The following is a 14,915-nucleotide window of genomic DNA, read 5'->3' on the forward strand; positions in this document are numbered from 1 at the left end:
AGAGTATACCCGAATATGACAACAATGGAGTCACTAATCGATGATATTTCTCTGCGACATAAAAACAAGCTATAAAACTTCGATCAGTTTACCACGTTAAACATAATTTGGGAGTAGCTTAGCATCATTTACCAAATAAATTGATTACAACTATTAATAAACTGTTAACATTCCTTTGACTTTTGATGTTTTCAATTGAAGTTTCGACTGGCTAAAGCTATTTTTCACGAGTAAGCTTTGGTTATATAACCGTTAAATAGTCGTGTTAACTAAAAGGTTTTTTCTATGACACAACAAAGAATTGCTAAATATCGTAAAGATTACCGCGCTCCTGATTACACTATCACCGATATTCATCTTGATTTTATCCTCGATAAAGAAAATACACAGGTTACAGCGATTAGCCAATGTAAACGCTTAGCTTCAACATTAGTACCTTTAGTGTTAGACGGCGAAGATCTCAAATTAAAATCAATAACTGTTAATGATGTTGCTTGGACACAATATAAAGAAGAAAACGGCAAACTCATCATTGAGCAACTTCCTGAACAGTTTACTTTAAAAATTATCAATGAGATTAATCCTTCGGCAAATACGGCATTAGAAGGCTTATACGTATCCGGTGATGCGCTGTGTACACAATGTGAAGCAGAAGGTTTCCGCCATATTACCTATTATTTAGATAGACCTGATGTATTAGCACGTTACACCACAACAATCACCGCAGATAAAAAACAGTATCCTTATTTACTCTCTAACGGTAACCGAAAGGCACAAGGGGAACTAGAAGATGGTCGTCATTGGGTAACATGGGAAGATCCACATCCAAAACCAAGTTATCTCTTTGCTGTGGTTGCTGGCGATTTTGATGTTTTGCGTGATACTTTCACCACCAAAAGTGGTCGCAACGTTGCTTTAGAGCTTTTTGTTGATAAAGGTAATCTTGATCGTGCTGATTGGGCAATGACATCCCTAAAAAATGCGATGGCATGGGATCAATCACGTTTCAATTTAGAATATGACCTTGATATTTACATGATAGTCGCGGTTGATTTCTTTAATATGGGCGCAATGGAAAATAAAGGCTTAAACGTTTTTAACTCTAAATACGTGCTCGCAAAAAGTGAAACAGCAACTGACAAAGACTATTTAGGTATTGAATCTGTTATCGGCCATGAATATTTTCATAACTGGACAGGTAACCGTATTACTTGTCGTGATTGGTTTCAATTAAGCCTAAAAGAGGGGCTAACTGTTTTTCGTGACCAAGAGTTCAGTTCAGACTTAGGTTCACGTTCTGTTAACCGTATTAATAACGTCCGTGTTATGCGTACTGCACAATTCGCAGAAGATGCAAGCCCAATGGCACACCCAATTCGTCCTGATAGTGTCATTGAAATGAATAACTTCTATACTTTAACAGTATATGAAAAAGGTTCAGAAGTGATCCGGATGATCCACACGCTATTAGGTGAAAAGCGATTCCAAGCGGGTATTCATATGTATGTTCACCGCCACGATGGCAGTGCAGCAACTTGTGACGATTTTATTCAAGCGATGGAAGATGCTTCTGATGTTGATCTTACCTTATTCCGTCGTTGGTATAGTCAATCAGGTACACCACAGCTAACGGTTCGTGATAGTTATGATGCTAATAAAAAGCAATATACTCTAACTGTTAGTCAAATGACGCCACCGACAGCCGATCAAACTGAAAAACAGCCGTTACATATTCCATTAGATATTGAATTATACGATACCAAAGGTAATGTGATCCCACTGCGTTCACAAGGTCAAACTATTTCTAATGTATTGAATGTGGTACGTGAAGAGCAGCAGTTTGTCTTTGACGATGTACCAGAGCAGCCAATTCCTTCTTTATTACGAGAGTTCTCGGCGCCAGTAAAATTAGATTATCCATTTACTGATGAACAACTTTCTTTCTTGATGAAATATGCACGTAATGCATTCTCTCGCTGGGATGCTGGGCAATCACTGCTTGGCCGCTATATAAAAGAAAATGTGGCTAGAGTGCAAAAAGGTGAAGCATTAGTTTTACCTGACATGGTGATTGATGCTTTCCGTGCTGTATTATTAGATAAAGATATAGATCCCGCTTTAGCCGCATTGATCTTAACGTTGCCAACAGATTTAGAAGCGGGTGAAGCATTTGCCATTATTGATCCCACAGCTGTTCATCAAGCATTGCATTTTATTCGTACAACGCTAGCAACAGAAATGGCAGATGAATTCTCTGCGGTTTATCACTCAATGCATATTGGTACTTATCGGGTTGATCATGGTGATATTGCTAAACGTGATCTGCGAAATGTTTGTCTGGGTTATTTAGCGTTTGAAAATGAGCAAACTGGTAATCAATTAGTTGAAGCTCAATATCATAATAGCGATAACATGACAGATGCTTTAGCTGCATTGCACAGTGCTGTTATGGCAGATTTACCTTGTAAAGCGGCGTTATTACAAGCCTTTGATGATAAGTGGCACCAAGACGGCTTAGTCATGGATAAGTGGTTTAGTTTACAAGCCACCAGCCCAGCTAAAGATGTACTCCAAACCGTGCGTAATTTGTTATCTCATCGTTCATTTACTCTCGCTAACCCGAATCGCACACGAGCATTAATTGGTGCTTTTGTAACAAATAACCCAGTGGCTTTCCATGCTGAAGATGGCTCTGGATATTTGTTATTGACAGAAATTCTGACTGACTTAAATAGTCGCAATCCACAAGTTGCTTCTCGCTTAATTGAGCCTTTTATTCGCTTAAAACGTTATGATGAAGCTCGTCAGGAAAAAATGCGAGCAGAGTTATTAAAGCTAAAAGCGCTAGATAACTTGTCAGGTGATTTATATGAAAAAATCACTAAAGCATTGGCTGATTAATAACACGCATAATATCACTTTATGAATGAATAGAGAGTGTTAAATCATAACGGTAATCAGATCCCCAGCGTAGTCTGGGGATTTTTATTGGCAATTGCTAAATTAGAACGTTTACTTTTAGGGTGTTTCTCTATATGATGCTCGACGCTTAAATCGTCGTAGACACATCATTCCTAATACCCGATATTCTCAATGGAGATCGTATGTATTATTCCCTAGTCAGGAAGGCATTGTTTCGGCTAGACCCTGAACATGCCCATGATTTTACCTTCCGTCAATTAAAACGTTTATCTCATTCCCCATTTCAATTTCTAATTCAACAATCGCTTCCTTCAAAACCCGTTTCTTGTATGGGACTCTCATTTAAAAATCCACTTGGTCTTGCTGCTGGTCTTGATAAGAATGGCGATTGCATAGATGCATTGGGTGCAATGGGTTTTGGTTTTATTGAAGTGGGTACAGTGACACCACGCCCTCAAGTAGGAAATGATAAACCTCGGTTATTTCGCTTAGTCGAAGCTGAAGGTCTAATTAACCGAATGGGCTTTAATAATTTAGGTGTTGATAACTTGATTGAAAACGTAAAACAATCACGTTATGGCGGTGTGCTAGGTATTAATATTGGTAAAAATAAAGATACCCCTGTCGAGCAAGGAAAAGATGACTACCTAATTTGTATGGAGAAAGTCTATCCTTATGCGGGTTATATCGCGATTAATATCTCATCACCAAATACCCCAGGTTTGCGTTCACTACAATATGGTGAAGCATTAGATGATCTTTTATCTGCAATTAAAAATAAACAACTTGAGTTGCAAGGTAAATATCAAAAATATGTACCTGTTGCAGTGAAAATAGCGCCAGATTTAACGCATGAAGAATTAATCCAAGTTGCAGATAGTTTAGTTCGACATCATATTGATGGTGTTATTGCAACAAATACAACATTAGATAAAACATTAGTAAATGGATTAAATCATTGTAATGAAGCTGGTGGATTAAGTGGGCGTCCGGTTCAATCTAAAAGCACGCAAATAATCCAACAATTAAATGATGAATTAAAAGGTGCATTACCTATTATTGGTGTTGGTGGAATTGACTCATTAACAGCAGCAAGAGAGAAAATGGATGCAGGAGCATCGCTTATTCAAATCTATTCTGGTTTCATTTATCACGGCCCCGCACTTATCAAATCTATAATTAATCATATTTAATTACATCTAAATAATGGGACAGGGGCTTTTCTTCTGTCCCTAACTCGTTTATATTGCCCCTAGTTGATTATTTTTTATTAAATTGCACTAATTGTGCTTAATTAATAGTAAAATGAATCCTGTTTTTGATAGGTGATATTAAATATTTTATTTATGTCATCTGTTTTTCGATTAGTTGTATAGACAATAAAGCAGGTAATGAATCGAAGGGGGATTAATTAGTGATAATAAAACCCGATGATCGCTGGCGTTGGTATTTTGATGATGAACAACAACGGCTGATGCTTGATTTAGCAAATGGTATGGTTTTTCGCTGCCGTTTTCCAAGCAAAATGCTAAGTGATTGTGCTTGCCAATCAGCATCTTTTACCGTTGATGATGCCGCTCTTTATTATGGATATGATGAGCAAATTCGCAAAATAGATATGCCATCTGAATCAAGAGCTGAATTAGCTTTAAATGCATTAATTGCCCATCGCTTTTTAAAACCACTAATGCCTAAAAGCTGGTATTTTGAAGTTAATTGTAGTCAATTAACGCCTTATTTATCACAAGTGGTCGAAGTTTCATTAAAAGATAGCAATGAGAAAGCTCTCTTTTTAGTGACAGAGGTGGGTACTCAAGCTTGTTTATGTTTATTAGCTCAACCGCAATTAGCCTTATTTGATAAAACACTTAATTTTTGTGACCCAATAAAAATTATGAATGACAGGTTAAGCGAATATCATAAAGTGTCAGCGTCAGGATCATTATTGTACGGAAAAGTTATTTAACAAAAAGAGTAAAAAGGATTTACTCTTTTTTATCATCCCCCCTTTAAATCATGCTTCCTAAAATCAAATCCTCATAATTCTCTTTGCGATATTTCCACAAAGAAAAATAAATTTATAAATAGGATCCCTAATAAGAATATTCTTATTAAATGTGTTTATTTATATAGGAGAAATAAAGAAAAGAATAAGAAGGCAATAACAAATTACCTTCTTTTATTTGTGATAAAATCGAGTATTATTTTTTCTTAAAAGAAAGTTTCACGTTTCCTTTAGGAATACAACTACAAGCAAGAATTTGCCCTGCACGTTTAATAGCACCTGCTTTTAATGCAGCAACATCACCATCATCTAATTGAATGATACAAGAACCACAAAGTCCTGCTCGACAACTATAAGGAATATTATGACCGTTATTTTCGAGTTGTTCTAATAACACTTCTTGGTTATTACCTTCAAAAGTGACGCCATTAAATTCTATCGTGACAGATTGTTCACAGGTCTGTTCAATAGCTGGTGTTATAGATTCAACCGGTGTAGTAACTATCGGTGTAGTAACTATCGGTGTAGTAATAAGGTATTGCTTGGCTTTTTTATACGCTAATACTTCAACGACATCGCCAACACGAATAATACCTGTCTGGCGAATAATGACATTTTGGCCAAAATCGACATCACCTTTTTCATCACTACGGAATGTTTGCAGTGTCGCTAAGGGTTCTGTGTTAGGATGTTTGACGCCTTTATCAATACTGATAGTTGTCATAATGCAGCGACTACAAGGTTTCATTAGATCCATAACGACTGAGCCGACACGTATTGTTTGCCAAGTATCTTCTTCAAAAGGTTTTGCACCCGTAACTAAGATATTGCCGCGAAATTGTTCAATATTAATTGAAGCAGAGCAACGTTGTTGCAAATATTGAAACGAAGCTTCGTTAATTAATAAATAAGGATAGCCATCAGCAAACGAAACGGCTGTATCAGGGCTTTTTTTCACGCGACGAGTTGGCTTTTCGCCTGTCCATCGCAGTTGAACATCCATATTTAAATACCGGCTGAACCACTGATTTATTTCATCTGGTGCGACATACGCGGTAAAATGATTTCCCCAAACTTCTGTTGGCTGCAATGTGGTTTTGAAATCCTGATAAGTAATGGCGATACCTTCGCCATCAGGTGCTTGAATATAAATACCATTTGCCATAGCGGTTGGGATAAAACACAGCAAGTTAGGAAATTTTCGTGCAGTAAGAAAAGTACCTTCAGGGGTGGTTATCATAAAATCACGATCAAACGTGAATCCGCTTTCGCGAGCAAAAGCCTGAGAAAGGCGAATTCCTTTCATTGATTTAACTGGGTGAACATAAAGGCGTGATACGTTGATCATGACTGCTCCAAAAAGACTTTATTATTTTTTATAGCCAGTAACTTTATGACAACGTAATACAATTAGCTATAATGCCCAACAATTTTATTTTAGGTGGTAACAATATTATGCGCTCTCTGTTTGCCAGCACAGGCCGAGGTCTGGAAGAACTATTAAAATCTGAACTTGAGCATCTAGGTGCTCAGTCTTGCCAGATAACCCAAGGTGGTGTTTATTTTCGTGCTGATGATAAAACCATGTATCAATCTTTACTCTGGAGCCGTTTAGCATCGCGGATCATACTTCCGCTAAATGAATTTAATGTCTACAGTGATTTAGATTTATATCTTGGTGTGCAAGCAATTGACTGGAGTGAAATTTTTACTGTTAATGAAACCTTTGCCATTCATTTTAGTGGCACTAATGATGTTATCCGCAACAGCCAATATGGCGCATTAAAAGCAAAAGATGCCATTGTCGATTCATTCCAGCGCAAATTGGGGCAACGTCCTGATGTTGCTAAACAATCTCCTGATATTAGACTGACTATTCATCTACATAAAGAAAAAGCCTCTTTATCATTAGACTTAAGTGGTGATGGTTTACATCAACGAGGTTATCGTGACTTAACTGGGCAAGCACCACTAAAAGAGAACTTAGCCGCAGCCATTATTATGCGTTCAGGTTGGAAAACAGACACTCCATTAATTGATCCAATGTGTGGTTCAGGCACTTTATTAATTGAAGCTGCAATGATGGCGACAGATTGTGCGCCAGCATTAAATCGCGTGCATTGGGGATTTCGTCATTGGTTAGGTCATGACGAAATGCTGTGGAAAGAAGTCACTCAAGAAGCATTTTCTCGCTTTCGTGAAGGCAAAAAAAATGCTATCGCCCGTTTTTATGGTTTTGATGTTGATAAGCGTGTGCTTGATATGGCAAGAGCTAATGCACGCAGAGCTGATGTCGCTGATCTTATTACCTTTACACAAGGTGATGCCGCAAAACTGACGAACCCTATTGTGGGTGAAATTAAAGGAACCATCATCAGTAATCCACCTTATGGTGAGCGTTTAGAAAGCGAACCAGCACTAATTGCCTTACACAGTCAGTTAGGAAGAGCTATAAAAGCACACTTCCCAGGCTGGAGATTATCACTATTTAGTGCTTCGCCTGAGCTATTAAGTTGTATTCAGCTACGAGCAGAACGTGAGTTTAAAGCTAAAAATGGTCCACTTGATTGTGTACAGAAAAACTATTTACTTTCTGATACCCCTTCAACAATCAATACGGGTTTAGCTGAAGATTTTGCAAATCGTTTACGCAAAAATGAGAAAAAACTCGCGAAATGGGCAAAACAACAACAGATTGAATGTTATAGATTATACGATGCGGATTTACCTGAATATAATGTTGCTGTAGACCGTTATGGCGAGAAAGTTATTATTCAAGAATATGCACCACCAAAAACAATTAATGAGCATAAAGCTCGCCAGCGTCTCTTTGATGTCATCAGCGCGACAATGGAAGTGTTAGCACTACGGTCTGATCAACTGATTTTGAAAACACGCCAACGTCAAAAAGGCAAGCAACAGTATGAAAAAATGGCTGAGAAAGGTGACTTTTTCTTAGTTGATGAATTTGGTGCAAAATTCTGGGTGAATTTAACCGATTATCTAGATACAGGACTGTTTTTAGACCACCGCATTGCTCGTAAAATGTTAGGCGAAATGAGCAAAGGAAAAGATTTCTTAAACCTGTTTGCTTATACCGGAACCGCCTCTGTTCATGCGGGATTAGGTGGTGCAAAAAGTACGACGACTGTTGATATGTCACGTACTTACCTTGAATGGGCTGAAAAGAACTTTCAAGCGAATGGCTTAACCGGTAGACAACATCGCTTAATGCAAGCCGATTGCTTACAGTGGTTAATGCAGAGTAATGAACAGTTCGATGTGATTTTTATTGATCCACCGACCTTTTCTAACTCTAAGCGAATGGAAAATACATTTGATGTTCAGCGAGATCATATCGAGCTAATGAAACATCTCAAACGTCTGTTAAGAAAAGGGGGCACTATTATGTTCTCTAATAACAAACGTGGATTCAAAATGGATAATGACGAATTAGCAAAAATTGGATTATCTGCAAAAGAAATTACGCAAAAAACATTGTCACAAGATTTTGCACGTAACCGTCAAATCCACAATTGCTGGCTATTATGTCATGCTGGTGAGGAATAATTTACAATGCCATTAATTAGTTTGACTGGGGCTTATTTAGCGTTTAGTGATGCTCCGTTATTGGATAACACCGATTTATTTATTGATGAAAATGAACGCGTCTGTTTAGTCGGGCGCAATGGTGCAGGAAAATCTACACTATTACGTGTACTAGCCAAAGAACAACAATTAGATGATGGTCAAGTTGTTTACGAGCAAGATCTGGTTACTGCTCGTTTACAACAAGATCCACCCAGAAATGTTGAAGGCACTATTTTTGAGTTTGTCGCTCAAGGCGTTGAAGAAGATGCTAAATATTTAACGGATTATCACCATATTTCTAAGATAATTGAGACAGATCCATCGGACAAAAATCTTAACCGTATGGCAGAGCTTCAAGAAGTACTAGATAACCGTAACCTTTGGTTGCTTGATAGCCGTATTGCTGAAGTATTAGAAAAATTAGGTTTAGACGGCGAAGCACAACTTTCTTCTTTATCGGGGGGATGGTTAAGAAAAGCTGCATTAGGCCGTGCTTTAGTTAGTGCGCCTAAGGTCCTATTTTTAGATGAACCAACGAACCACCTTGATATCGAAACTATTCTTTGGTTAGAGAAGTTTTTAAAAGATTTCCAAGGAAGTATTGTCTTTATCTCCCATGACCGTTCATTCATTCGTAATATGGCAACACGTATTATTGATCTTGATCGTGGGCACTTATCCTCATGGCCAGGCAATTACGATAAATATCTTGAAAGCAAAGAAGAAGCATTGCGTGTTGAAGAACAACAAAATGCAGAGTTTGATCGTAAATTAGCGCAAGAAGAAACGTGGATCCGACAAGGTATTAAAGCGCGTCGTACTCGTAATGAAGGACGTGTTAGAGCATTAAAAGCGCTCAGAGTTGAACGAGGTGAGCGCCGAGAAGTACTTGGTAGCGCTCGTATGCAAGTTGAAGAAGCTGCACGTTCAGGAAAAATTGTCTTTGAGTTGGAAGATGTTAATTACAGTATCGGGTCGCGTACACTGGTGCGAAACTTCTCAGCTAAAGTACAGCGTGGCGATAAAATTGCTCTTGTAGGGCCTAATGGTTGTGGAAAAACCACACTATTAAAATTGATGCTAGGTGATTTAACAGCAGATAGTGGTCGCGTTCATTGCGGAACTAAACTTGAAGTTGCTTATTTTGACCAACATCGAGCAACACTTGATCCTGATAAAACGGTAATGGATAACCTTGCTGAAGGTAAGCAAGAAGTGATGGTAAATGGACGTCCTCGCCATGTATTAGGCTATTTACAGGACTTCTTATTTCCACCTAAACGCGCCATGACTCCCGTTCGTGCGCTATCTGGTGGTGAGCGAAATCGGCTGTTACTTGCACGTTTATTCTTAAAACCAAGTAATTTACTTATTCTCGATGAGCCAACAAACGACCTTGATGTAGAAACATTAGAGTTGTTAGAAGAGTTGGTCGATGCTTATCAAGGAACAGTTCTACTGGTCAGCCATGATAGAGAGTTTGTTGATAATAGCGTGACTGAGTGCTGGATCTTTGAAGGTGATGGTAATATTAGTCGCTATGTAGGTGGATATTACGATGCTCAGCAGCAAAGAGCACAATCAGTATCTTTGCGTAGCGAAGCAAATAAATCACCTACAACACCAGAAAAAACTGAAAAAGACGTAAAAAACAAAGAGAACGCAAGAAAGAACAATCGCGCTGTTAATAAGTTAAGTTATCATTTAACAAGAGAACTTGAGCAGCTTCCTGCGAAACTAGAAAGTTTAGAAAACGAACTGAGCGCATTGCAAGAAGAAGTTGGGGCTCCTAATTTTTTCACTCGACCTCATGAAGAGACCGAGATAGTGCTCAAAGCACTCGCAGATAAAGAACTAGAGCTAGAAACAACTTTCGATAGATGGCAAGAGCTAGAGTTAATGCAAAACGGTGAATAGCCAAAATAAAACGGGGCATAAGCCCCGTTTTTTCTTCTAGGATGCAATACTTATTGATAACCAAAATATAAGAGGTGTCGCAGTGTGTTCAGGTCAACAACATCAGCATGAACATAAACATGAACAGATATTATGTCCTCAGTGCGATCTGGTGGTCAGTGTACCTCAATTGATTCAAGGCACTAAAGCAACCTGTCCGCGTTGTCATACGATGTTAATTGCGCGCTGGAGACAACCTTTTCGCCAGCCAGTTGCTATCGCTATCAGTGCCTTGTTTATGCTTCTTATGGCATGTCAGTTTACTTTTGTCAGTATGGAAGTGGCTGGCATTGCAAATAATATAACGTTATTGCAAATTCCAAGAGTAATGTTTAGTGAAAACTATATCGAGCTTGGTGCTTTCTTTTTATTATTTGTGCAAATAGTGCCCGCATTTTGTATGTTTGCCATCATATTACTTTGCACGCCAATAAATTTGCCAAGAAAGTTACAAATTTGGTTATCACGAATTCTTTTTCAGCTTAAATCATGGTGTATGGCTGAAATTTTCCTCGCTGGTATTTTAGTTAGCTTTGTTAAACTTATGGCTTATGGTGATATTGGATTGGGTCTAAGTTTTTTACCTTATGTTCTGTTTTGCTTGTTACAAATTCGAGCGTTTCAGTGCCTAGATCGCCACACGTTGTGGGAAAAATTAGAACCACGACCTGAACATCCTCCGATTGAATCGGGCAAAACAGGTTTAAAGCAGGGTGTAAGACTATGTCGTTCATGCACAGCAATACTGCCAGTAGATCAATACGAATGCAGCCGCTGTGAAGTAAAAGGCCATGCAAGAAAACCCAAAAGTTTACAATGGACAGTGTCGTTATTAATTACCTCATTGGTCCTTTATATCCCAGCTAATTTATTACCTATTATGGTAACCGAATCGCTAGGTAATAGCCTCTACTCAACAATTATGGCTGGAGTGATATTGCTATGGGAAGATGGGTCTTACCCTGTCGCTATGGTTATTTTTATTGCTAGTATTATGGTGCCTAGCTTAAAGATGATAGCCATTGGCTGGTTGTGCTGGGATGCCCATAGAATAAAAGGTAAAAGAGATCCTGCAAGAATGCATTTTCTCTATGAAGTCGTTGAATATGTAGGACGTTGGTCGATGATTGACGTTTTTGTTATCGCTGTTTTAGCTTCATTAGTCAGAATGGGACGTCTGATGAGTATCTACCCAGATTTTGGTGTAGTGCTATTTGCATTGGTGGTGGTGTTAACCATGTTCTCTGCAATGATGTTTGATCCTCGGTTGACATGGGATAAGTGTAATACCGAAGATGATAACCCGATGATTAAGGAGCCTAAGGGTGACTGAAAAGAATAAAATTGCTTCATCTGAAGCAAAAATTAACAAATTAAAGAGCTGGTCTCCAGTTTGGATAATACCGCTAGTCACGTTATTTATTGGAGCGTGGATCCTTTACTATCATTTCAGCCATCAAGGTCCTGAAGTTACATTAATTACTTATAATGCGGATGGCATTGAAGCGGGAAAAACAAAAATTAAAAGTCGAAGTGTTGATATTGGTTTAGTAGAAGCCGTCACGCTCGATAGTAATTTCAGTCGAGTTATTATAAAAGCGCGTCTTGATACTGAAATGAAAGAGTTACTTCGCGCTGATACGGCATTTTGGGTAGTTAAACCTCAAATTGGTAAAGAGGGTGTAACTGGCCTTGGAACGCTATTATCAGGTGCTTATATCGAATTACAACCGGGCTTAACAGGCAAAGAACAAGACGAATTTAATTTGCTTGATTCTCCACCGCTTGCGTCTCCTGATGCTCAAGGTATTCGTGTTAATTTAGTCAGTGAAAGAGCTGGACAACTAAACCCAGGTGATCCGGTTTTATTTAGGGGATATCAAGTCGGTTCGGTTGAAACTAGTGAATTTAATATCGATAGCCGCGATATGCATTATCAGCTATTTATTAAAGCTCCTTATGACAAAATGGTAACGTCGAATGTCCGATTCTGGAAAGACTCAGGTATTGCCTTTGATATGTCATCATCGGGTGTTCGAGTTGAAATGGCATCTCTTTCTACACTCTTTAGTGGTGGCGTAAGTTTTGATGTGCCAGAAGGTTGGTTGCCGGGCGATGAGCTTGATCCTAAAGCAGAATTCAAACTTTATGATAACGAAAAAAGTATTCAAAACTCTCTGTATACTGACTATCGTGGTTATATTATGTTTTTCTCTGACTCAGTTAGGGGATTACAACCCGGTGCTCCAGTTGAGTTTCGTGGTATTAGAATGGGTACTGTGGTTCAAGTTCCTTTCTATACTAAAGGGATGCAGCAATCACTTGATAAAGATTTTCGTATTCCAGTGCTTATTCATGTTGAACCAGAGCGTTTCGCTGATGATGTTGGTAAAAGCTTCGATTACATTAAAGAGATCTCCTCTGCGGTTAATGGCGGATTAAGAGCTTCTTTAAAATCTGGCAATATATTAACGGGGGCGCTTTATATTGACCTCGATTTCTATCAGGATGCAGAGGAATGGAAAGGGGCTAAAACAGTTGCAGGTTTCCAGCAAATTCCAACTGTAAGTTCAGGCTTATCGCAAATTCAACAAAAAGTACTGACATCACTGGATAAAATTAATAATTTACCAGTAGAGCCAATGCTGAAACAGATGACAGAAACGTTATCTGAGAGTCAAAAGGCAGTTGCTGAAGCGAAAGAAACCTTAAAATCATTAAATACTATGATAGGTAGTGATGAGTTTAAAAATCTGCCAAATGAAATTCAGCAGTCTATTAAAGAGATTAATCGTAGTATGCAAGGATTCCAGCCGGGTTCTCCTGCATATGGCAAAATGATAGATAATATGCAGCGGTTGGATCAGGTATTAAGAGAAATGCAACCATTGTTGAAAACACTAAACAACAAGAGTAATGCATTGATTTTTGAAGCACCACAAGGGAAAGATCCAGAACCAAAGAGGGCTGAAAAATAATGAAATATATTATTGGAATATTTGTGTTGATGCTGACGGCATGTTCGAGTCAGCCGAACAAAGCGTATTATCAATTGCCTATAGCTCCTGCTCAGCAAGCAGTAACCGCTAAAGCACAGACTGTACAAAAATCACAAATATGGGTTCAGCCGATTCGTTTATCAGATATGTTAGTAAGTGCAGGGATTGTTTATCAAACTTCAGATATAAACTATACCGTCGCTAATCAACATCTTTGGGTTAACCCTCTAGATCAACAATTACAACAAAATTTAGTGTCAGGTTTATCACAAGCATTTCCTGATACGGTAGTAGCAACACAACCAATAGATGACAACTTAGCAAGATTGACAGTTTCTGTTAACTATTTTCAAGGTCGTTATGATGGAAAAGCAGTGATTGCTGGTGATTGGATTTATGTTGATGGTAACAAGGTTATTAAACAACCTTTTTCATTAACACTTGATCAAAATGAAGACGGCTATCCGGCGTTAGTCCGTACTTTAGGTCAAGGTTGGCAACAAGTTGTTGCAAATATAGCGCAGGTAATTACAACTCAGCGCTAACTGCTATTTTTGTTCTATCTGTTAAAGCTCGATATTCGCTTAAATTATTTTAAGCTAAGTATTGAGCTTTTATTTTAACTTTAGGAAATGACATGTTAAATCGACTAAAAAGTAAATATCCTCATGCCATTAGTTGGTCGTTTGGTGATAATGAGATGCTTGCCGATGAATTAGCTATGCTGGTGGTTCTAGGTAAAAAAACGGCAACCTGCAGCTCTTTAAGCGGATTTTTTAGTGATAGCGAAATTCCCGTTATTGGCGGATTTAATATTATTTTAAATAGTAAACAAGAACCTGTTTGTGTCATTAGAACGCGTTCCTTACGATTAATTAGATTTTCTGAAATAACACAAGAACTTGCTGCTAAAGAAGGTGAAGGGGATTTAAGTTTGGCTTATTGGCAACAAGAGCATAAAGAATTTTTTAGTAGAGAAGGGTATTTTTCTGAAGACATGGAATTAGTCTTTGAAGAGTTTGAGTTAATAGAACTCTGTAATAATAGTTATTAATCTCTTTTTGATGAAATACATTTCTATGTCCTTAATAATTACAAGGTAATTAGAAAGCTTTTTTATTTTTCTTGATGTAAATAGAACAGATAATTATAGTCTCTGACGGAGTGTTTTATTGACATTAATTGAAAAATAAACATTATTTATTTTTATCTAATTTATTTGTAATAAGTATTATTTTTAAAGTTACAATATTAACTATGTAAAATAGTTTTATATTTCAATCAAATAAAAATATTTTTTATAACTAGAAACAATCTAAAATAAATTATTAACTTAATAATATTAAATATAATTAATTGTAATCTAAGGTTATTTAAATTAGAGCTAGCTTGATATCACAAATATGACATTTATATTAACTTCTTTACTTGCTTAAACTCTT

The 14,915-nt window shown here is 37.7% G+C and carries 10 protein-coding genes; 9 read left to right on the forward strand and 1 reads right to left on the reverse strand.

The features are described 5' to 3' along the window. Positions 1–285 precede the first annotated feature (285 nt). From pepN to PH4a_RS13185, 3 genes are all read left to right on the forward strand, one after another. Positions 286–2,901: an aminopeptidase N gene (pepN, locus tag PH4a_RS13175; protein WP_129040330.1), complete on the forward strand. Its 2,616-nt coding sequence runs from the start codon at positions 286–288 to the stop codon at positions 2,899–2,901. A gap of 203 nt (positions 2,902–3,104) precedes the next feature. Next, the gene (gene pyrD / locus PH4a_RS13180) at positions 3,105–4,115 is read left to right on the forward strand and encodes a quinone-dependent dihydroorotate dehydrogenase (RefSeq protein ID WP_129040331.1); all 1,011 of its coding nucleotides are present in this window, start codon (positions 3,105–3,107) and stop codon (positions 4,113–4,115) included. Between the two features lie 221 nt (positions 4,116–4,336). Next, positions 4,337–4,888, forward strand: a complete 552-nt coding sequence (locus PH4a_RS13185; protein ID WP_129040333.1) for a cell division protein ZapC — start codon at positions 4,337–4,339, stop codon at positions 4,886–4,888. A 235-nt stretch (positions 4,889–5,123) separates the two neighbouring features. Here PH4a_RS13185 and PH4a_RS13190 read toward each other — a convergent pair whose 3' ends face one another. Then, positions 5,124–6,275, reverse strand: a complete 1,152-nt coding sequence (locus tag PH4a_RS13190; RefSeq protein WP_129040335.1) for a YcbX family protein — start codon at positions 6,273–6,275, stop codon at positions 5,124–5,126. A 107-nt stretch (positions 6,276–6,382) separates the two neighbouring features. Here PH4a_RS13190 and rlmKL point away from each other — a divergent pair, with 107 nt between their 5' ends. From rlmKL to PH4a_RS13220, 6 genes are all read left to right on the forward strand, one after another. Next, a complete protein-coding gene (gene rlmKL, locus PH4a_RS13195; RefSeq protein ID WP_129040337.1) occupies positions 6,383–8,497 on the forward strand; it encodes a bifunctional 23S rRNA (guanine(2069)-N(7))-methyltransferase RlmK/23S rRNA (guanine(2445)-N(2))-methyltransferase RlmL in 2,115 nt (704 codons plus the stop codon). 6 nt (positions 8,498–8,503) lie between these two features. Next, positions 8,504–10,435, forward strand: a complete 1,932-nt coding sequence (locus tag PH4a_RS13200; RefSeq protein ID WP_129040339.1) for an ABC transporter ATP-binding protein — start codon at positions 8,504–8,506, stop codon at positions 10,433–10,435. Positions 10,436–10,517: 82 nt separating this feature from the next. After that, positions 10,518–11,807: a membrane integrity-associated transporter subunit PqiA gene (gene pqiA / locus PH4a_RS13205; protein ID WP_129040341.1), complete on the forward strand. Its 1,290-nt coding sequence runs from the start codon at positions 10,518–10,520 to the stop codon at positions 11,805–11,807. After that, a complete protein-coding gene (gene pqiB / locus PH4a_RS13210) occupies positions 11,800–13,452 on the forward strand; it encodes an intermembrane transport protein PqiB (protein ID WP_129040343.1) in 1,653 nt (550 codons plus the stop codon). Before pqiA ends, pqiB begins: the two co-directional genes overlap by 8 nt. After that, entirely contained in the window at positions 13,452–14,018 is a 567-nt protein-coding gene (gene pqiC / locus PH4a_RS13215; protein ID WP_064719531.1) for a membrane integrity-associated transporter subunit PqiC, read from the forward strand. Before pqiB ends, pqiC begins: the two co-directional genes overlap by 1 nt. A gap of 92 nt (positions 14,019–14,110) precedes the next feature. After that, positions 14,111–14,527 carry an ASCH domain-containing protein gene (locus tag PH4a_RS13220; RefSeq protein ID WP_129040345.1) on the forward strand — a complete coding sequence of 139 codons (417 nt, stop codon included), beginning with the start codon at positions 14,111–14,113 and terminating at the stop codon, positions 14,525–14,527. Positions 14,528–14,915 lie beyond the last annotated feature (388 nt).

Origin of the sequence: Proteus hauseri, from assembly GCF_004116975.1 — a bacterium.
Classification (GTDB): Bacteria; Pseudomonadota; Gammaproteobacteria; order Enterobacterales; family Enterobacteriaceae; genus Proteus; species Proteus hauseri.